Annotated in this window: 10 protein-coding genes; 6 read left to right on the forward strand and 4 right to left on the reverse strand. The window is 73.6% G+C overall.

The features are described from left to right. Positions 1–13 precede the first annotated feature (13 nt). The 4 genes from OG823_RS08235 to OG823_RS08250 all read right to left on the reverse strand — a co-directional run bounded on the left by OG823_RS08235 (position 14) and on the right by OG823_RS08250 (position 13,704). Positions 14–9,259: an SDR family NAD(P)-dependent oxidoreductase gene (locus tag OG823_RS08235; RefSeq protein ID WP_371478767.1), complete on the reverse strand. Its 9,246-nt coding sequence runs from the start codon at positions 9,257–9,259 to the stop codon at positions 14–16. A gap of 861 nt (positions 9,260–10,120) precedes the next feature. Then, positions 10,121–11,167, reverse strand: a complete 1,047-nt coding sequence (locus tag OG823_RS08240) for a polyprenyl synthetase family protein (RefSeq protein ID WP_371478768.1) — start codon at positions 11,165–11,167, stop codon at positions 10,121–10,123. Between the two features lie 107 nt (positions 11,168–11,274). Next, positions 11,275–12,285: a terpene cyclase gene (locus tag OG823_RS08245; protein WP_371478770.1), complete on the reverse strand. Its 1,011-nt coding sequence runs from the start codon at positions 12,283–12,285 to the stop codon at positions 11,275–11,277. A gap of 18 nt (positions 12,286–12,303) precedes the next feature. Beyond that, complete coding sequence (locus tag OG823_RS08250) at positions 12,304–13,704, reverse strand: cytochrome P450 (protein ID WP_371478772.1); 1,401 nt, start codon at positions 13,702–13,704, stop codon at positions 12,304–12,306. Between the two features lie 1,041 nt (positions 13,705–14,745). Between OG823_RS08250 and OG823_RS08255 the strand changes: the two genes are divergently transcribed. The 6 genes from OG823_RS08255 to OG823_RS08280 all read left to right on the forward strand — a co-directional run bounded on the left by OG823_RS08255 (position 14,746) and on the right by OG823_RS08280 (position 20,648). Then, positions 14,746–15,222: a cobalamin B12-binding domain-containing protein gene (locus OG823_RS08255; protein ID WP_371478774.1), complete on the forward strand. Its 477-nt coding sequence runs from the start codon at positions 14,746–14,748 to the stop codon at positions 15,220–15,222. Beyond that, positions 15,219–16,565, forward strand: a complete 1,347-nt coding sequence (locus tag OG823_RS08260) for a methylaspartate mutase (protein WP_371478775.1) — start codon at positions 15,219–15,221, stop codon at positions 16,563–16,565. The genes OG823_RS08255 and OG823_RS08260 overlap by 4 nt, the downstream gene beginning before the upstream one ends. Positions 16,566–16,639: 74 nt before the next feature. After that, positions 16,640–17,659 (forward strand): asparagine synthetase A, encoded by a 1,020-nt coding sequence (locus OG823_RS08265; RefSeq protein ID WP_371478776.1) that lies wholly within the window; start codon positions 16,640–16,642, stop codon positions 17,657–17,659. Continuing rightward, the gene (locus OG823_RS08270) at positions 17,656–18,945 is read left to right on the forward strand and encodes a glutamate synthase-related protein (protein ID WP_371478777.1); all 1,290 of its coding nucleotides are present in this window, start codon (positions 17,656–17,658) and stop codon (positions 18,943–18,945) included. Before OG823_RS08265 ends, OG823_RS08270 begins: the two co-directional genes overlap by 4 nt. Beyond that, entirely contained in the window at positions 18,930–20,291 is a 1,362-nt protein-coding gene (locus OG823_RS08275; protein WP_371478779.1) for an MFS transporter, read from the forward strand. The genes OG823_RS08270 and OG823_RS08275 overlap by 16 nt, the downstream gene beginning before the upstream one ends. Positions 20,292–20,426: 135 nt before the next feature. Beyond that, positions 20,427–20,648 carry an MbtH family protein gene (locus OG823_RS08280; RefSeq protein WP_371478780.1) on the forward strand — a complete coding sequence of 74 codons (222 nt, stop codon included), beginning with the start codon at positions 20,427–20,429 and terminating at the stop codon, positions 20,646–20,648. The last annotated feature ends 62 nt before the right edge of the window (positions 20,649–20,710 follow it).

Raw genomic sequence — 20,710 nt, forward strand, 5'->3', positions numbered from 1 at the left:
TCGTCCCTTCTGCCTAGTTCTCGATGCCCAGGGCGTCCAGCTCTTCGTCACTCATGGCCTCGATCAGGCCGATGCTTTCGAGGATCCGGTCCAGCTCGTCGGTACCGGCCTGGACGGCCGCCGGTATCCTGCGCTCCAGTTCGGCGGCCATCGCGGCCAGCTTCGGCGCGTTGAAGACCGCCTCGACCGGCAGTTCCACGCCGGCCTGTTGCTGGAGCAGGTTGATCAGGCGGGTCGCCAGCAGCGAGTTGCCGCCGAGCGAGAAGAAGTCGCTGGCCGGGCCGAGCCGGTCGGGGTCGATCTGCAGCAGCTCCGCCCAGACCGAGACCATCGTCCGTTCGGTGTCGCCGAGCGCCCGCTCGCGTTGCCGGCCGACGGCCGCGCGGGCGCCGGCGCCGGTTTCCGGGAGGGCCCCCGGCTGGGCCGCGGCCGGACTCGCGGGCCTGCGGCCGACCCAGTAGCCGCCCTCTTCGAGGACGGTCGCCGGGAGCGGCACCAGCCGGCGCGCTCCCCGGTGCAGTCCGCGCCACGGTACCCGGGCCCCTCGCACCCACAGCTCGGCGAGGTGCTCCAGGTCGCCGTCCGCGACCAGGTCGGCGAGGAACGACTCGCCCCGGGCGCCGGAGAGGACCGTGCCCAGCGGACCGGCGTCCTCCTCGGCGTTGCCGAGGTGGACCGCCGCGTCCGGGGCGGCCCCGCCGTCGGCGCCGCCCGCCAGGTGCCCCGCGAGGGCCCGGGCCAGCTCGGCCCGGGAGCCCGCCACCACGGCGAGCCGCTCGGGCAGCGCCTCCCGGCCCAGCTGCGAGGTGTACGCGAGGTCGGCCAGGCCCACCGCGCCGTCGCGCTCCAAGGAGGCGTGCAGCCGTCGGGCCGTCTCCCGCAGCAGTTCGGGGTCACGGGCGGAGAGCACCACCAGCTGGGGCGCGCCGTCCTGCCGGTCCGGCTCGGCCTCCTCGACCGCCGGCGGCGCCTCGATGACCAGGCTGACGTGGCTCCCGCCGGCCGCCACCGAGTTGATCAGTGCGAGACGGGGGGCCGGGCGGCCGTCCCCGCCGTCCGTGGCGCGCGGCCGCCAGGCCGTCAGCTCCTCGCAGAGCTCCAGCGGCGATCCGTCGAGGTCGAGGCCGGGGTTGGGCGAACCGACGTCGGCCAGCGGCGCGAGCTCCCGGTGCCTGAGCTGCAGCACGACCTTGGTGAGCTGGGCGATGCCGGAGGCCGCCTCGGGGTGCCCGAGGTTCGACTTCACCGTGCCGAGCGCCACCGGCTCGCCCACCCCGGCGAAGACCTCGCGCAGGGCCCGGACCTCGACCTCGTCGGAGAACGTCGCGCCGTTGGCCGCGGCCTCGACGTACCCGATGGCGCCCGGCTCGGTGCCCGCCCGCTCCAGCGCCCGCCGCATCACGTTCACCCGGGCCCGGTGGCTCGGCGTCATGAAGCCGTTGGCCCGGCCGCCGTGCAGCGAGGCGGTGCCGCGGATGACGGCGTGGATCGGGTCGCCGTCGCGCAGCGCCGCGTCCAGCGGCTTGAGCAGCACCGCGCCGACCGCCTCCGCGGGCAGGTAGCCGTCACCGTCGCGGAAGCTGCGGCTGCCCGGGTGGGTGCCGAGCAGCTGCATCTCGGCCAGCGCCAGGTACTTGTCCGGGTGGACGGTCAGGTTCACCCCGCCGGCGACCGCCAGTTCGCTCTCCCCGCGCAGCAGATCCGCGCAGGCCAGGTGGACGGCCATGGCCGACGAGGTGCACATGCTGTCCACCGCGAGGCTGGGGCCCTCGAGCCCGAAGAAGTGCGAGACCCGGTTGGCGATCAGGTTGTAGGAGGCCGACGCGGTGAGCGCGGCGAGGGTGGGGTCGGAGTCGTCCGCGCGGTACATCTGGTAGGCCGCGCCGACGTACACGCCGACCCGTCGGCCGTAGCGCTGCTCGACGACCTCCTGGGTCACGCCGCTCTGCTCCAGCAGGTGCCGGACGGTCTCCAGGAACAGCCGCTGCTGGGGGTCCATCGCGGCCGCCTCGCGGGGCGAGATGCCGAAGTGCAGCGGGTCGAAGCGGTCCACCCCGTCGAGGAACGCGCCCCAGGCCGCGGGGCCCGTGCCGGTCCCGTCCGCTCCGTTCTCGCGCAGGATCGCCAGCTCCCGGCGGTCGGCCGGGATCCCGGTGACGCTGTCCTTGCCGGCCCGGAGGTTGGCCCAGAGCGTGTCGAGGTCCTCGGCCTGTGGGTACCGGCCGCTGATGCCGATGATCGCGATCTTCTCGTCACCACCGGCGCGGTGCGCGGCGGGCCGCGGTGCGGGGGCGGGGTGCGGGGCGGGCGCGGCGGGGGCGGGCGCGGCGGGGGCCGGCTCTTCGGGGGCCCGCTCCCCGGTGGCCGGGGCCTGCTGCGGCCGCGGCTCCGACTGCGGCGGCTCCGGCTCGCCGACCAGGGCTCGCAGCGCCTGCGGGTGGCCGGTGGCGAAGTGCCGCGCCAGCTCACGGACGCTCTGCACCTCGAAGAGCAGCGTGCGCGAGAGCGGGCCGAACAACTCCTCCAGCCGGGAGACCAGGTTGACCGCGATGACGGAGTCCATGCCGTACCGCTCCAGCGGCGTGTCGACGTCCAGTCGCTCGGGGCCGAGCTTCAGGGCCGCCGCCATCATCCGCCGCAGGTGGGCCGCGGCCCGGTCCTCCAGGGCGCGCTCCGCGGCCGCTCCACCGGCCGCCGGGGAGGCGGGGCCGGTGGCAGGCACGGGCACGGGGGCCGGCGCGGCGGCGGCAGCGGCGGGCGCGGGCGCGGGCGCGGCGACCGGCGCGGGCGCGGCGACCGGCGCGGGCTCGTCCCGACCGGTGATCCGGGGCAGCAGCGCGCTGCGGCGGCCCGCGATGACGACCAGCCGGCCGCCCTCCAGGCCGTTCTCCCGCGGCGCCAGCGCGCACCGCAGGGCCGCCAGGCCGCCGGCGGTGTCCAGCGGCGCCAGACCCATGCTCCGCAGGTGCTCCCGGACGACGGTGTCCGCCCCCATGCCGCCCTCGTCCCAGAGCGGCCAGCCGACGGAGACCGTCCGGCCGCTGCGCTGCCCGGTGTCGGCCAGCCGGTTGCGGTAGGCCGCGTAGGCGTCCATGAAGGCGTTGGCGGCGGCGTAGTCGGCCTGCCCGGGGTTGCCGAAGGCGCCGCTGATCGAGGAGAAGCAGACGAACACGTCCAGCTGCTGGTCGCGGCTCAGCTCGTCCAGGTTGACCAGGCCGGCGACCTTGGGTGCGAGGACGCTCAGCAGCTCCTCGGAGGTCTTGCGCACCACGAAGTTGTCGTGGACGACTCCGGCGCTGTGCAGGATGCCCGTCAACGGCCCGTGATTGTCGGCCACATGGGCCAGCAGCCGGGCCACCGAGGCCCGGTCGGCCACGTCGGCGCGCTGGTAGTCCACCGTGAGACCGGCCGCGCGCAGGGCGCGCAGGGCCTCCCGGCGCTGCTCGTTCAGCGGGGAGCGCCCGGTGAGGACGACGGTCGCGTGGCCGACCGAGTCGGCGATCTCCCGCGCCACGATCAGGCCGAGCCCGCCGGCGCCGCCGGTGACGAGGTAGACGCCGTCCTCCTGCCAGGGCGTGGCCGCCGCGTGGGCGGCCGAGAGCTCCACCAGCCGTCCGACGTGGCGCCGGCCGTCGCGGTGGCGCACCTCGGGCTCGGGGTCCGGTACCGCCTCGGCCACCAGCCGGGCGGCGACGGTCTGCGGCGACGCCCCGTCGAGGCACTCCAGGTACTGCGTGTGCAGCAGCAGGTTCTCCAGGTGGGCCGTCTTCAGCAGGCCGGACACCGCGCCGAGGCAGGCCAGCGCCTCCCGCTCGGTCTCGGTGCCGGCCGCACCGACCAGCACCACCTGGAGCAGCACCGGCCGCCGCACACCGGCCGTCAGCAGGCCGTGGGTCACGGCGAACACCCGCTGCGCGACCTCGGCGAACCGGCGGTCCGGCGTGTCCTCTGCGGGCTCCAGGAACTGGCAGGCCGCGGCGGCGGGCAGGGCGGCCCGCAGGGCGTCGCGCTCTCCGGCCGCGAGCCGGCCGACCACCAGGACGTGGTGCTCGGTGAAGGCCTCGGCCGCGCCGGGCCCGGACGCCTCGACGGGCAGGGCGCCGCGGGCGGCCCAGACCGGGCGCAGCAGCACCACCTCGTCGCGCTCCTCCTCGGCGCCGTCCGGGTGCCCGGCCGTGACCGGCCGGAGCGCGGGCGCCGCGGCGGAGCCGGGTGCGGCGGGCGCGCCGCCGAGGTCCAGGTCCAGCCAGCACCGCTCCTGGGCGAAGGGGTAGCCGGGCAGGCTGATCCGGCGCGCGGGGGCGGGCGAGCCGTGCAGGCTCTCCCAGTCCACCCGGGCGCCGGCGGCCCACAGCGCCAGCAGCGGCCGGTGGGCGCCCGAGCCGGTCCAGCCGGACACGGCGTCGCTCAGCCCTTCGGCGACCGCCGGACGGCCCGGGCGGACGGTGCCCCGGGCCCGGTCGCCGGCCTGCCGCGGGTCGGCCGCGAAGGCCGCGAGCTGCGCCCGGGCGTCCTCCACCGAGGTCGCCGCGAAGGCCAGCCGCTCCTCCAGTGCCATTCGGCCGCTCTGCAGCGTCCAGGCCACGTCGGGGAGGTCCTGGTCGGTCAGCTCGGCCAGCCGGTCGTTCAACCGCTCGGCCTGCTGGACGAGTTGGGCCTCACTCTTGGCGGAGAGCACCAGCAGGGCGGGCCGCCCGCCGGTGGTCGGCGAGGCCGGACGCGGGGTCGCCGGCAGGTACTCGGAGATGACCACGTGGGCGTTGGAGCCGCCCCCGCCGAAGCCCGAGACGCCGGCGATCCGCGGGAAGGTCCGCCACTCCCCGCCGCTCTCCAGGGTCGGCCGGTGCCACGGCTCCAGCTGCTGCTGCACCCGCAGCGGCGTGCGGTCGAAGTCGATGTGCGGGTTGAGCGTGGCGGAGTGCAGGCTCGGCGCCAGCTCCCCGTGCCGCATCTGCAGCAGCACCTTGGTCACCGCGGCGATGCCGGCCGCGCTCTCGGTGTGTCCGATGTTGGACTTCACCGAGCCGATCGCGCAGTGCTCGGGCAGGCCGCCCACCTGGCGGAACGCCTTCTCCAGGCCGGCGATCTCGATCGGGTCGCCGAGCGAGGTACCGGTGCCGTGGGCTTCGAGGTAGCTCAGCGCACGCGGGTCGACGCCGGAGGCGGTGACCGCCCGGGCGATCACGTCGCCCTGGGCCACCGGGTTGGGCACCGAGTAGCCGCTCGCCCGGCCACCGTGGTTGAGCGCGGTGCCCTTGATCACGCCGTAGATGTGGTCCCCGTCGGCGACGGCCCGTTCCAGCGGCTTGAGCAGCACGGCGCCGACGCCCTCGCCGGGTACGTAGCCGTCGCCGCCCTCGCCGAAGCTGCGGCAGCGCCCGTCACTGGAGAGGAACCGGCGCTCGCTCAGCACCAGGTACTTGTTGGGGTGGGGGCTCAGGTTCACGCCGCCGGCGAGCGCCGCCTCGCACTGGCCGCTCCTGATGGCCTCGCAGGCCAGGTGGATGGCGGTCAGCGAGGACGAGCACATGGTGTCCACGGCCATGCTGGGCCCGTGGAAGTCGTAGAAGTACGACACCCGGTTGGCGACGGTGGAGGCACTGCCCCAGAGCGCGACCGGCAGGCCCCGCTCCTGCGCCTGCGCGCCGAAGAGCTGGTACTCCTGGTACATCACGCCGACGAACACACCCACCTTGCCCGACGCGGCGATGGCCGCTCCGGGGCCGCCGCGCTCGGCCGAGGCCCGGGCGAGGCTCTCGCCGGTGTAGCCGGCGTCCTCCAGGGCGTGGTGGGCGCACTGGAGGAAGAGGCGCTCCTGCGGGTCGAGGTAGTCCGCCTCCAGCAGCGAGATCTGGAAGAACAGCGGGTCGAACTTGTCGATGTCGTCCAGGAACCCGCCCCACTTGGCGGTGTCGGCGTAGCGGCGGTGATCCCAGCGCTCCGCCGGGACCTCCCGGATGCAGTCGCGCCCGGAGCGGAGGTTCTGCCAGAACTCGCTCAGGTCGGCGGCCTCCGGGTATCGGCCGCTGACGCCGACGATGGCGATGTCGGTGGGCGCGTGCTCGGGCGTGGGCAGCGGCTCCGGGGACCCCTGCGGCGCGCGGACCCCGGCCGCCGCCGGCTGTTCCCGGGGCAGCGCGCGGGTGCTCAGTCCGCTCAGGTCCGCGCAGACCCGGCCGTGCTCGTCGAGGACCGTGACGTCCAGCCGGGCCGAGGCCGCGTCGGTCCCGCTGTCCGACTGGTGCCGGATCCAGGCGTACGCCCTGGTGGGAGTCGCCGCCGGCGCCACCACCCGCCGCAGGGCGAAGGGCAGCGCCAGGGCGGCCGACTGCTCGTCGGACGCGTCGGGCGTCAGCCACAGGCCGATGGTGGCCTGCAGCGCTCCGTCCACGATGCTCGGGTGCAACCGGAAGTCGTCCCGGTACCCGGCGGCGGCCGGCAGCAGCAGCTCCGCGAGCACCTGCGGCCGTCCCAGCCCGTCCGTGCCCACGCCCACCTCCACCAGGGCGCGCTGGCCGGGGCCGTACACCATGCCCATCCGGTCGAAGAGGCCGTAGACGTGCTCGGCCGGGTACACCGTCCCGGAGCAGGCCGCGCGCAGCTCGTCCAGGAGCGGCGGGCGCCGGTCCTCGGGCCCGGCGAGGGCCGCCCGGCCCTGGCTGCACAGGGTGCGGACACCGGCGCCGTCCACGCTGTGGATCGTGTACTCGCAACCGGCCCCGGGCAGGGTGCGCACGTGCACGCGCAGCACCAGTCCGTCCGGGCCGGGGATCGCCGGGCGCAGCCAGACGACGTCGTCCAGTCGTACCCGGCCGGTCTGCTCCTCCCCCAGGACGCGCGCGACCGCGGCTCGGGCCAGCTCCAGGTGCGCGACCCCCGGCAGCACCAGGGCGCCACGCACCTGGTGGTCCCGCAGGTACGGCTCGCTCCCGTCGAAGCGCGTCTCGAACGCGGTGCCCTCCTCGGCCGGCACCTCGCGCCCCAGCATCGGGTGCGGGCGGCCGGGGGTCTCCCGGCGCTCCGGGGCCAGCGGCTCGGAGACGGTCACGGGGCCGGCCGGGGCCACCGGCGGCGCGGGGGACGGCGCGGTCCCGCCGACCGGCAGGTCACGGGGGGCCGGCGCGCCGGCCCGGGCGCCGACCAGATGGGCCGCGACGGCCCGTACCGTCCGGTGCTCCACGAAGACGGTGGACGCCAGCGCCGTGCCGAACCGGTCGTTCAGCCGACCGGCCAGCTGGGCGAGGCCGGACCAGTCGAGCCCGAACTCCGTGAGCTCACCGTCCGGCTCCAGCTCGCCGACCGGCACCTGGAGGAGTGCGGCCACCTCGTCGGCCACCACGGCGAGGGCCGTCGCAAGGCGATCCCCGGGAGTCTCACCGGCCTCCGCGGCGGCGTCCGCCACGACCTGCGCGGGTGCGGGAGCGACCACCGGCTCGGTGCGTACGACCGGCGCAGGGGCCGCCACCGGCGCGGCGACCCCCTGCGCGGGCAGCTCCGTCTCCAACCACGCCGCCAACTCCGCGATCGTCCGGTACTCGAACATCACCGTCGGCGACAACGACAACGACAACCGCGACTCCAGATCGGCCACCAACGACAACAGATCAGCCGACGCCAACCCCAACTCGTAGTAACCCGAACCCACATCCACCAGATCCGCCGGCTCACCCAACCGCGCCGCCACCAGATCCCGCACCACCGCCACCAGATCCCGACCCGGCACCACCGGCACCACCGCAGGCACCGCAGTCGGAGCCGCCACCGGCGCGGCGACCCCCTGCGCAGGCAGCTCCGTCTCCAACCACGCCGCCAACTCCGCGATCGTCCGGTACTCGAACATCACCGTCGGCGACAACGACAACGACAACCGCGACTCCAGATCGGCCACCAACGACAACAGATCAGCCGACGCCAACCCCAACTCGTAGTAACCCGAACCCACATCCACCAGATCCGCCGGCTCACCCAACCGCGCCGCCACCAGATCCCGCACCACCGCCACCAGATCCCGACCCGGCACCACCGGCACCACCGCCGCCACCGGAGCCGGAACCGGCGCAGGGGCCGCCACCGGCGCGGCGACCCCCTGCGCGGGCAGCTCCGTCTCCAACCACGCCGCCAACTCCGCGATCGTCCGATACTCGAACATCACCGTCGGCGACAACGACAACGACAACCGCGACTCCAGATCGGCCACCAACGACAACAGATCAGCCGACGCCAACCCCAACTCGTAGTAACCCGAACCCACATCCACCAGATCCGCCGGCTCACCCAACCGCGCCGCCACCAGATCCCGCACCACCGCCACCAGATCCCGACCCGGCACCACCGGCACCACCGCAGGCACAGCAGCCGGAACCGGCACAGGGGCCGCCACCGGCACAGGGGCCGCCACCGGATCCGGCGCGTCACCCCGGACGTCGAGAGCGGTGGCGACCCGGATCCGCTTCGCCACGAAGCGGCCGACCTCGGCGACCTTCAGTCCGGTCTCGTCGTAGAACTCCACTGCCAGCCGCACGAGTTCGTCGTCGCGCTGGATCGAGTCGGCCGGCACCCGGACGTAACAGCGCTTACCCAGCGAGCCGACCGCCCGGAACGCCTCGAACACCAGCGGCAGGTAGAGCCCCGGGCCGTCGTCCCCGTCGTGCAGCATGCCGATGGCCACGCCACCGCCGAGCAGTCCCGCCTCGAACAGCGCGGGGTGGAAGAGGAAGGCGTCCTGCGTCCCGTGGTACTCCGGAGCGAGTTCCAGCTCGGCGATCCAGTCCCCCGGGCGGTGGTGGATCACGCCCTGAATCTTCATCAGACCCGAGTGGACCAGGTCGTGCTCCTTGCACCAGGTGTAGATGTCGGTGATCGGCGTGACCCGGGTCGATCCGGCGAGCGGAAGCTCCAGCCGCTCCTGGAAGGCGGGCGCGGCGCGCCGCTGGGCCGTCACCACGGCGTGGACGACGTCGGCCTCGTCCTGGGGCCGCCGGCTGCGGACCTCGACCCGCCACCCGCCCATCGGCGCGGGCCGTCCCTCCACGGTGGTGAGCACCTGCTCACCGGGGCCGGCGACGAGCGGCGCGAGGATGGTGACGTTCCGCAGCTCGACGTCCGGCATCGCCTGCCCGTGCCTGGCCAGTACCTGCAGCACCAGGTCCACGTAGCCGACCCCGGGGAGCAGGCTGCGCCCGTACACCACGTGACCGTGCAACAGGGGATTGTCCGCGGTGACGGTGAAGGTCTCGGTGAACGTGGACGACTCGACCATCGGTATCCATCCCAGAACAGCGTCGAACCGGCGGTGGAGCCCGATTCAGGCCCTGCCGGAGGAAAACTTCCGGATTACACGAAGAAAACTTCTGGATTCACATGTCCGAATCCGTGGCGGACGGATCCGGGATATGGACACTCCAGCCGGCTTCAGGGCATGCATCAATTCCACCGGATCGACGACTGCCGACGGCGTCAGGACATTTCGAAGCACAGCCCGGATCCCAGGTGGCACCGGGAAGAACCCAGCGGCGCCGCAACCCGGGAGGGCTGAAAGCATTCTCGCTAAATACCGCAGGATCTCACGGTGAACCCCCCGCACACTCGCCCGGAAAAACTCGCATCTGACACCCCGTGGCCTCGGGCTCCCGCGATGAGAAACCCAGGCCGCCCGCACACTCGGCTACTCGGAGCCTAACCGGAGTCACCGACGGGATGCAATGAAAAAATGTGATGAGAGGCCATCAATGCGACTCGGATCACGGACCGTCATCCCGTTCCCGTCGGTGTCCGAACCGCAGGGAACGCGGATTTGCGCCGGTCACCGGGCCGGCTGCCCGAAGCTCCACCGAAAGGCCGCCGGCCGGATCCTCGCCCACCGCGTCGGACCGGTCCGCACCCGCTCGTCCGGCACGCCGCCCGCCCGGGCCGCCACGCTCGCCCGGCGCGCCGCGGCAGCGGAAACACCTCGCCCATACCTCTCCCCCCGGAGCGATCTCTGCACCTGTCAGGCGACCGCCGCCACCCACGGCGCGGCCCACCGTGACCCGACTCTACGCGAGCCCCTCGGCGGCAACCACCCCGGCCTGTCGCTCCGTCACATCGATGATCGAAAAAGCCCGTTGCCCACCGGAGGACCTCAGCTGTCACGCATGCGCGCGGCCCGGGCCAACGAGGCCAGGGCGTCCGCCGCCTCCGGCGTCGGCTCGGCGAGGGCCAACTCCGCCATCGCCCTGCCCTTCTGGCGGGCCGCCTCCCGCTCCACCCAGTCGCGGCCGCCCGCGTCCTCGACCAGAGCGGCGGCCGTGACCGCCTCGTCGTCGCTCAGCGGACGGCCCCGCCCGTAGAGCTCGGCCAGCCGCCGGCCGGCCGGTGTCCCGCTGTGCAGCGCCGCGACCACCGGCAGCGACTTCTTGCGCCGCAACAGATCGGCGCGCACCGGCTTGCCGGTGGTCCGGGGATCACCCCAGACGCCCAGCCAGTCGTCCACCAGCTGGAAGGAGAGCCCGAGGTGCCAGCCGAACGCCCGCAGCGCCCGCACCCGCGCCGGATCGGCGACGGCCGCCATGCCGCCGATGGCGCAGGCCGCGGCGAAGAGCGAGGCGGTCTTGCCGCCCGCCATCGCCAGGCACTCGTCCAGGGCCACCTCGCTCCGCTCCTCGAACGCCAGGTCGGCGGCCTGGCCGATGACGAGTTCCAGCAGCGTCCCACTGAGTTCGCGGGCGCACCCGGGCTCGGTCTGCGGCGTCGGCAGCTCGGTCAGGATCCGGAAGGCCAGCACCAGCAGGGCGTCACCCGCCAGCAGCGCCTGGGCCTTGCCGAAGACCGCCCAGGCCGTCGGTCGTCCGCGGCGGGTGGCGTCCGCGTCCATCAGGTCGTCGTGCAGGATCGAGAACTGGTGGACGAGCTCGACCGCGGCGGCCGGTGCGTACGCGGCCTCGGCCGGGCCTCCGACGGCCTGGGCGCAGGCCAGGACGAGCGCCGGGCGGATCCCCTTGCCGGGGTTGGCCGCCGTCGGGTAGCCGTCGCGGTCGCACCAGCCGAGGTGGTAGCCGGCGACCGTCCGGGTGGGGTCCGAGAGCCGGTCGACCGCCTTGCGCAGCTCGGGCTGGATCGCCTCCCGCGCCCGGCCGAGCAGCTGCAGCCCGGCGGAGTCCGGGGCGGCCGGGGAGCCGGCGCCCGCCACCGTGGCTGTCTCGGGTGCCGGGCCCGCACCGGCGGGGGATGCACCGGCGGGGGATGCCGCGGCGGGGGATGCCGCGGCGGTCGGCGTACCGGGAAGGGCGGCCCCGGTCATCGTCCCTCCGTGGACAGCACCGGGTCCAGGTAGTGTTCCGGCTGCTCGCCGACCGGGTCCCGGTAGCGCTTGGTCTGCCGGGACCAGTCCAGGTTTCCGCGCATCCAGGAGCGCATCCCGGCCAGGCAGGGGCGCAGCACCCGCTCGTGCTCGGGGTGGGCGGCCAGCAATGCCGCCTCCTTGGCGAGGAAGAGCCCGGTGGCCTCCGTGATCATCGCGGCCACCTCGCGCAGGGCCTTCGCCCGGTCGATCCCCCGGTGGTGCTCCACGACGTGGACCAGGTTGTGGGTCTCCCCCAGCGATCGCTCCTTCTCCAGGGAGTACACGTCATTGGTCCAGCAGACCACGTCGCAGGCCGCGTCCAGCGCGGCCGAGAAGTCCCGGTCCCGGTAGAGCGCCACGGGTACGTCGAGATCCTCGACGATGTCCACGAAGTCCATGCAGACGTAGATCGCACCGGTGTGCCGCCGCTTGCGGATGTACGTCTCCTCGTCCGGCACGACGCCCCGGATCCGGTTGGCGGCCTCCCAGGTCGCCGCCGTGCGCAGGCACTCCTCCAGGTGCGCGGCGAAGCGCAGGCGCCACGATGCGCTAGCGGTGGCGGCCGTCCGCTCCCACAGTTCGGCCAGCGAGGCGGCGGCGACCGAGTGGCCGCCCGGGCCCGCCCCGGCTCCCGGGGGGCTCTCCAGGACCTCCTGGAGCTCGCGCGTCATGGCGGCGGCGCGGTCCAGGTCGCGGCCCACCGTTCCGTCGTCGAGCTGGTCGTCGACCAGGAAGAGCCAGGCGAACCAGTCGGCCATCAGCTCCAGGCGCTCACGGTCGGCGGTCGGGTACACCATCGCGGCGAACCAGCCGAAGTCGGCGTGCTCGAAGCGCTCGACGACCGACTCCCGGCGGATCAGGCCGGTCCGGCGCGCCCAGGCCGAGAGGTGCCCTCTGGCCTCCTCGGCGTGCGGGTTCACCTGGAAGGGGAACGGGCTGCCGAGGTCTGTCACGGGGTCGTCCATCAGGTGCTCCACTCTCCGTCAGCGGTGTTCCAGGGCGAGGTGGATACCGCCCCTGGGGTGCAGGGTGATCAGCGGGTCGGGCTGCACCTCGGCGGCGCCGGGCGGCGTGACCAGGCGGTACTCCCGTGCCACGGTGGCCAGCACGAGCATGAGTTCGGTCAGCGCGAAGTGCTTCCCGATGCAGACGCGCGGGCCGCTGCCGAAGGGGATGTAGGCGTGCTTGGGACGCGCGGCCACCCGGGCCGGCTCGAAACGACTCGGGTCGAACCGCTCCGGGTCCTCCCAGAAGTCGGGGTGCCGGTGCAGGAAATAGCTGTTGAGCAGGATGTTGGTACCGGCCGGGACCGCGAAGCCGTCGATCTCGTCGTCCTGGCTCGCCCGGCGCATCGACTGGTAGGCGGGCGAGTAGATCCGCAGCACCTCCTCGACGATCATCCGCGTCCAGCTCAGGTTCGGCAGGTCCTCGAAGGTGGCCCTGCGGCCGCCCAGCACCCGGTCGACCTCCTCGTGCAGCCGGGCCTCCACCTCGGGGTGCCGGGCCAGCAGGTAGAAGGTCCAGGAGAGCGCGTTGGTGGTGGTCTCGTACGCCCCGATGCAGATGTTCAGGACCTCGTGGTGGAGCTGTTCGAGGTCCATCCCCTTACCGTCCTCCTCGTCCACGGTGTGCAGGAGCAGGGTGAGCAGGTCGGTGCGGTCACCGGTGGAGTCCTCGGCGAGACGGCGCTTGACGAAGAGCGAGACGAACGCGTCCATGTCGTCGATGGCCTGCCGGAGCCGGCGGTGGGAGGGCGTGGGCACGCTGAGCGGCGGGAACGGAAAGCGGAAGAAGGAGCCGAGAACGGTGTTGGCCACCCCGAAGGCCCGCTCGAACGCCTGTGCGTGCGAGCCCACTTCGGCACTGAACAGGGACCGGTTGACGATCCGGAGCGCGAGCTGCCCGATCTCGTCGGTGACGTCGAGGAGTTCACCGGTGCCGGCGTGCCGCTCCCAGCGCACCAGCATCTGCTCGGTCTCGTCCGTCATGTTCTCGACGAAGCCGCCGACCGCCCGGGGCGTGAAGTGCGGTGCCATCATGCGTCGCTGACGGCGCCACAGATCCATGTCGGCGGTGGCGATCAGCCCGTCGCGCAGCACCGGGCGGACGATCTTGAAGATCGCGGCGTCCTTGTCGTAGAGATCCGCCCGGTCGACCAGTACGTGCTTGATGTAGTCCGGATGGTTCACCATGACCATGGGGATCCCCAGCGGACGGAACCGGAAGATGTCCCCCCGGTTCCGGATCCCGCCGCGCAGGAAGCCGAGCGGGTCGCGCCGGAAGGCGAGCGTCGACCCGATGGTGCCCTGGGTGCCGATCGACGGGATCTCCCGCGGTCGGCCGGGGACGGTCTGGACGGGGAGGTCGCGCCGGCGCAGGGCCATGGGTCGGTCTCCGATCTCGGGACGGGCGGGGCGGGTACGTGCGGGAGCGCCACGACGCGGGAGGCGCGGCGCGCACGACACCGCAGGGGAACGCGGTGCGGCGACAGGGCGGTACGGGGCAGCGCAGTGCGGCGCGGTGCGGGCGGACGGCGCGGAGCCCGGCGGGCCGGTGGAACGGGTGAGCCCGGTGGCGCCGGGGCCCGTCCGGCGACGGGCAGGGCAGAGCGGCGCCTTCCTGCCTGCGGGAGAGGCGCCGCGGCCCGCCGCGGCGGACGCCGGGCCCGGCCCACCGGCGCCGGGCGCGCACGGCCCGACGCCACCGCCGGGCAGCGGGGCCCGAGGGCCGGCAGCCGGTCGACCGTGCATGGCCCGGTGACACACCTGGAATCCGGGCCGACGGGATTGGCGCCGACGGGTATTCGGGCCGGCCCGGTACCGCTAGGAATTCCGGGAAGATCTCCGGGGACTCCCGTCACCCTCGCCCGGACGCGCGGTGTCGCGGCAGCGCGAAGTGACACCCGTGATTGGATCCGACATGTGTACAGCCCCCGTGGTCAGCGAAACAGAAGTGAGAAGAATGTGAAGCGGCCGTACGGTCCGGCACCGGACGGCCGTCGATTCATGCTGTAGGGGCTCGCCCCGCTGTTCATTGACTGATCATCAGCAGATCACGGCCCGCACGGCAGTGTCAACGCCCGGCGGACGGATGGCCGAGTACCCGATGATTTCCGGTCCGACTGGCCGATTCCCCGGTTGACAACCCGTGATTCCCGCTGCCCGGGTCCACCCCTGTACCGACGGTGGGAAACCGCCGGGGCACGGCATTTCTCCGACTCCCCCGTTTTCACGACGTGTTCGCGGAGCGTCCGCCGGCCGGACGCATTCCCGTCCGACGCCGCGGGGGCCGGACGCACCTGCCTCCGGCCGCCCCCGCCACTGCCGCCGAGCTGCCGCTGTCCTGCCTCCGCAACTTCCGCTCGACCCCTCCGGCCGCCCCTAGCGTTCTTCCCGGGACGTCGGACCGGACCCGAGGAAGGGCTCATGGACACGGATGTGGTGCACCGTCAGGAACTACCACCCGCAACGGCGGGTCAGCGTCTCAGGGTCGTGGTGACCAGCATGGCGTCGGATTCCCACATGTGGAATCTGGTCTTCCTGGAACTGCTGCTGGAGGAGCTCGGGCACGAGGTGTCGAACCTCGGCCCGTGCGTCCCGGACGAGGAGATCGTCTCCGCGTGCCTGCGACTGCGGCCGGACCTGCTCGTGGTGAGCAGTGTCAACGGACACGCGTACAACGACGGACAGCGGGTCATCGCCGCGCTGCGTGCGGCCCCCGGGCTGGCGCGGACGCCGATGGTGATCGGCGGAAAGCTCGGGGTCAGCGGCTCGGGGAACCGGCGGCACGCCGCCGACCTGGTGGCGGCCGGCTTCGACGCCGCGTTCGACGACGCCGACGGGGAGGGGATCGCGCTGTTCCGCTCCCTGCTCGCCGCGCTGCCCGCCCGGGCCGCGGCGTGAACGCCGGCGCCCGCTCCGCCGCGGGGCCCGGCCGCGATCCCGTGCGGGAGCTCCTCGCCCGCCACCCCTCCCGGGTCTCGTTCGCCGAGTTCGTCGGCCACTCCCAGGCCGCCGGAGAGCTCGTCGTCCAGCCGCGGATGGGCTTCGGCGACCCGGCCCGGATGCGGGAGGGCCTGCTCGCCACCCGCACCTCGGCCGCGACCACGGTGGGCACCCTCACCCTGGACAGCTACACCAGGACGGGCGCCCACGAAACGGCCCGCCGGGCGCTGGAACAGGGCCTGGGACTCAACGGCTACCCGATCGTCGCCCACGGACCGGCGGTCACCCGCGAGTTGCTGGACGGCATCCACGACGCCGACTTCCCGGTCCAGGTCAGGCACGGATCGGCCCGCCCGCAGGACATCTTCGCCGCCCTGACCGCCTCCGGGCTGGACGCGACGGAGGGCGGCCCGGTCTCCTACTGCCTGCCGTACAGCCGGCTGCCGATCACGCAGTCGGTGCGGAACTGGGTACGGAGCTGCGAGATTCTCACCGGCGTGCGGCACTTCGGGATCGAACCGCACCTGGAGACCTTCGGCGGCTGCATGATGGGCCAGCTCTGCCCGCCGAGCCTGCTGATCGCCATCAGCGTGCTGGAGGGGATCTTCTTCCAGCAGCACGGCCTGCGCAGCATCTCGCTCAGCTACGCGCAGCAGACCAACTCCGCGCAGGACGAGGAGGCGGTCCTCGCGCTGCGCCGGCTCGCCTGGGAGCTCCTGCCGGACGTCGACTGGCACGTGGTGATCTACGCCTACATGGGCGTGTACCCGCGCACCGAGTCGGGAGCACTCCAACTGCTGGGCGAGGCAGCCCGGTTGGCGGTGCGTACCGACTCCGCCCGGCTGATCGTCAAGACGGTGGCGGAGGCCTTCCGGATCCCGACGATCGCCGAGAACGTCCAGGCTCTGGAACACGCCGCCAAGGTGGCGGCGGACGAGCCGCGTCGCCGCCCCCCGACCGGGGCCGACACCGCCGTGTACGCCGAGGCCAGGGCCCTGATCGAGGGCGTCCTCGATCTCGGCCCGGATCTCGGCAGGTCGCTGCCCGAGGCGTTCGCCCGGGGGCGGCTGGACGTGCCGTTCTGCCTGCACCCCGACAACGCCGGGCGCTCCCGCAGCTACATCGGCGAGGACGGCCGACTGCTGTGGAGCGACACCGGGGCGATGCCGATCGCGCGGATCGCCGAGGTCGACCGCCGCCGCGCGATGACCTCCGCCGAACTGATCGGCGCACTGACCCACGTGGAGCGGAAGTTCGACGCCGTACCGGACCGGGCCGCGCCCCCGCAGCTCGTCCGCTGAGGCACCACCGGCGCCCACCGGCCGCCGGGCCCGACCAGCAGCTCATCCCATCCGATGTGGAGAGAAGAAGGCCGATGACCATCACCGAGCTCGACGTCCCGCAGACCGCCGCGGCGCCCGCCCTGCCGCCCGCTCCGGGCGTCCATCTGTCCTCGCCCGTGACCAGGGCCGTCCTCACCATCCAGAACGGCATCCTGAAGGCCACCCGGGAGCACCTCGCGGACGAGGGCTTCACCGAACTGCTGCCGCCGATCATCGGCCCGGTGACCGACCCGGGCGGGCGCGGCTCCAAGCAGGTCGACATCGACTTCTACGGCCACCGCTACAAGCTGATGACCAGCGCGATCCTCTACAAGCAGGCCTCCCTGCTGGCCTTTCCGAAGATGTTCTACATCGCGCCGAACGTCCGGCTGGAGCCGCTGGAGTCCTCCTCCACCAGTCGCCACCTGGCCGAGTTCCACCAGATCGACGTCGAGATGGCCGGCGCCGGCCGTGACGAGATCACCGCCCTCGTGGAGGGCCTGGTCCGGCACGCCGTACGCCGGGTGGTCGAGCAGCACGGCGCCGAACTCGCCCTGCTGGGCCGCGACCCCGAGGTGTTCGCGGCGCTGCTGGCCAAGCCCTTCGACCGGATGACCCACCAGGACGCCGTGGCCGGCCTGCACGGGATCGACCACCGGCAGAACCCGGACGCCGAGATCGACTGGGAGGGCGAGGCGCTGATCTCCCGGCAGGCCGACCGGCCGTTCTTCGTCACGCAGTACCCGAAGGGCTCGCGCGGCTTCTACGACCGCGAGGACCTCGACTCGCCCGGCACCCTGCGCAACTTCGACCTGCTCGCCCCCGAGGGCTACGGCGAGGTCTGCAGCGGCAGCGAGCGCGAGTTCGACTACGCCCGGCTGGTCACCCGGATCCGGGAGAGCGGCGAGAACCCGGCCAAGTACGCCTGGTACCTCGACATGGCGCGCGAGGGCATCCCCGCCAGCGCGGGCTTCGGCATCGGCATCCAGCGGCTGACCCGCTACATCTGCGGCCTGGACAAGGTGTGGCAGGCCACCGCCTACCCGAAGCTCCCGGGCGTGGTGTCCCCGTGAGCGGCCTGCACGCGGGGGCGTTCCCCGAGGCGCAGGTGCGCGAGCGCGCCAGGACCGGCGGTGCGGCCGCGTTCCCGGCTCCGGAGGGCTACGGCCACACGCTGTTCGGCGCGGGCGCCGGCGCACCGGCCGTCCCGGACGCGCTCGACGCGACCCGGATCGTGCCGCCGGTGTTCATGCCGCGGCGCCTGGAGAAGCTGATCGACCTGGGCCGGGAGCCGATGTACGGCGACGTGGACCTGCTCACCACGGTGGGCGGCTTCCGCTCCGCCCTGCCGGTCTACTTCTCCGCCTTCGGCTCCACCCAGGTCGCGAGCGGCGACCTGGGCGAGGCGGTCAGCCGCCAGGCCGGCCGGCTCGGACTGCCGATGGTGATCGGCGAGAACGTCGTGCCGGTCAGCGGCTACGGCCGGATCGACCCGAACGGGCCGCGCGGCCTGCTCGGCCGGATCAGGGCCTACCTCGACGAACTCCCGGACGGCCTGGGCGGCGTGGCCGTCCAACAGAGCACCGAGGACGCCGACGCCGAGGTCTGGAACCTCGTCCACAGCGACCCGTCCGCGCAGCCGCTGCTCGACTCCGGGCGGCTGGCCTTCGAGCTGAAGGTCGGCCAGGGGGCCAAGCCCGGCCTCGGCGGGATGACCGTGGTGGACGCGGCCGCCGCCGAGCGGCTCTCCGGCGCGTACGCCATCGACGAGGGCGTCTACGGCGCGGACAGTGCGCGCCGACTGCGCAGCAGCAGCCCCGGCACGTTCACCGAGGAGATCCTGCGCCAGCAGATCCGGTTCATGCGCAACAACTTCCCCCGCGCCCGGGTCTGGGTGAAGCTGCACCCCTCCCGGGACGTGCGCGAGGCCGCCGCGGTCGCCTGGGACGCTGGCGCCGACGCGGTGACGGTGGACGGCGCCGAGGGAGGCACCGGCTGGGCGCCGACCGCCTTCCTCGACCACGTCGGCCTGCCGCTGGAGCAGTGCCTGCGCCGGGTCGGCCGCCCCGCCGGTCCGGGATCGCTGCTGGTCACCGGTCGGATCTGGGAGGGCGCGCGGGCCGTCAAGGCACTGGCCCGGGGCGCCACCGCGGTCGGCCTCGGCCGCGCCGCCCTGCTCGCCGCGGACGAGGACCCGCAGGACGGTGTCCGCCGGCTGGTGGAGTGCCTGGAGCTCGAACTCCGGCTGCTGATCAGCGCGGTGGGGAAGTACACGGCGTCCGCCCTGGGGCCGGAGGATCTCTGGTCGCCGCACGACGCGACCCCCCGTGAGGAGGCGATGGCATGGAGCGGCGCGTGAACGGCACGGCGGCCTCGACGGTGACGGCCGAACGTACCGGGCAGGGTGGCGCGGACGCAGCGCCGGGGACCGTCGCCGGCGCGGTGGCGGCGGATCCGCCGGAGCCGACGATCGAGGGCGGCGGCCGACTGGGACGGGACTTCCACCTGCTCTGGTTCGGGGAGTCCGTCAGCCGCCTGGGCACCGGGATCAGCGGCATCGCGATGGCCCTGGTGGCGGTCAGCGTCCTGCACGCGAGCACGTTCGTGGTGGGCGTGCTCGGGGCGGCGGCCTGGCTGCCGTGGCTGGTCGTCGGACTTCCGGTGGGGGCCTGGACCGACCGGATGCCGCGCCGGCGCACCATGCTGATCTGCGACGCCGTCTCGCTGACCCTGCTGGCCAGTGTGCCGATCGCGGCCTGGTCGGGCGTGCTCGGCCTCGGCCAGCTGGTGGTGGTCGCACTGGGCACCGGCACCGCGTCGGTCTTCTTCATCACCTGCTACCAGGCCTACCTGCCCTCGTTGGTGGCCAAGCCCGACCTCGCGGCCGCCAACGCCCGGCTGCAGGCCGGCGAGCAGGTGGCCGGGATCGCCGGGCCTGGCCTCGGCGGCCTGATCGCCCGGCTGCTGGGAGCGGCGACCGGTGTCTTCGTCGACGCGGCCACCTTCGCGGTCTCCGCGGCCTGCCTGCTGGGCATCCGCTCGCCGGAGGTCCGCCCGGCCGGCGAGCGGCGCCCGACCACGCTGCGCCGCGACATCGGCGAGGGCCTGCGCTTCGTCGTGCGGGATCCCTACCTGCGGATCCTCACGCTGTGCGCGGCGGTGGACAACCTGGCTCTGGTCGCCTCCTCGACCCTGTACGTGGTCTTCCTGATCCGTACCGTCGGGGTGGACCAGGAGCTGGTCGGCCTGCTGATCGCCGCGGACGCCGTCGGCGGGATCCTCGGCGCGCTGGTCGCCACCCGGATCGGGCGGCGCTTCGGCAGCGCGCACGGCATGCTGCTGGCCGCGCTCGCCACCGCGCCGTTCACCCTGCTCATCCCGCTCGCCGACACCGGGCCCCGGCTCGTGCTCTTCGTCCTCGGCCTGGGCGTGCCGGCGGCCGGACTGGTGGTGGCGAACATCCTGTCCAGCGGCTTCCGCCAGGCGTACGTGCCGCCGGAGTTGCTGGGGCGGGTGTTCACCAGCTCCCGGTGCCTCCAGTTCGGCGTCATCCCGCTGGCGGCGCTGCTCGGCGGCACCCTCGGCACGGTCCTCGGCGTCCGCGAGTCGCTCTGGATCACCCTGCTGGTCGGGGTGTTCGCCAAGCTGCTCCGACTGGTCGGTCCGCTGCGCAGCAGCCGTGACCTGCCGACCTCACCGGCCTGACGGGCCCGGTCGGCGCCGGTCCCACCTGCCGGACCGCCCACCCGTCCGGTCCTGCTCGCCTCTCCCGTCACTCCCGTCACTCCCCATCGTCCCGTTCCGGGCGGCGCCCGCCGCCCTGTGCAGAAGGAGACCGTCATGAGCGAGAACACCAACCCGTTCGAGAACCCGGACGGCACCTACCTGGTGCTGGTCAACGAGGAGAACCAGCACTCGCTGTGGCCGGCGTTCATCGACGCCCCCGCCGGCTGGTCGGTGGCCCACGGCGAGGACACCCGCCAGGCGTGCCTCGACTACGTCAACGAGCACTGGACCGACCTCCGCCCGGCCAGCCTGGTCGCCGCCATGAACGGGAACTGACGTTTCGTCAGTTCAGCACGGCACCGATCCGCAGTCCTCGAACGCCTACCAACCGGCGCGCT

It is taken from the genome of Kitasatospora sp. NBC_00315, from assembly GCF_041435095.1.
GTDB lineage: Bacteria > Actinomycetota > Actinomycetes > Streptomycetales > Streptomycetaceae > Kitasatospora.

Excerpts from the sequence above, each read along its gene's own strand:
- OG823_RS08265 (WP_371478776.1), top strand. The coding sequence starts at position 16,640 with ATGACCATCACCGAGCTCGACGTCCCGCAGACCGCCGCGGCGCCCGCC.
- OG823_RS08275 (WP_371478779.1), top strand. The coding sequence starts at position 18,930 with ATGGAGCGGCGCGTGAACGGCACGGCGGCCTCGACGGTGACGGCCGAA.
- OG823_RS08280 (WP_371478780.1), top strand. The coding sequence starts at position 20,427 with ATGAGCGAGAACACCAACCCGTTCGAGAACCCGGACGGCACCTACCTG.
- OG823_RS08250 (WP_371478772.1), bottom strand. The coding sequence starts at position 13,704 with ATGGCCCTGCGCCGGCGCGACCTCCCCGTCCAGACCGTCCCCGGCCGA.
- OG823_RS08245 (WP_371478770.1), bottom strand. The coding sequence starts at position 12,285 with ATGGACGACCCCGTGACAGACCTCGGCAGCCCGTTCCCCTTCCAGGTG.
- OG823_RS08255 (WP_371478774.1), top strand. The coding sequence starts at position 14,746 with ATGGACACGGATGTGGTGCACCGTCAGGAACTACCACCCGCAACGGCG.
- OG823_RS08235 (WP_371478767.1), bottom strand. The coding sequence starts at position 9,259 with ATGGTCGAGTCGTCCACGTTCACCGAGACCTTCACCGTCACCGCGGAC.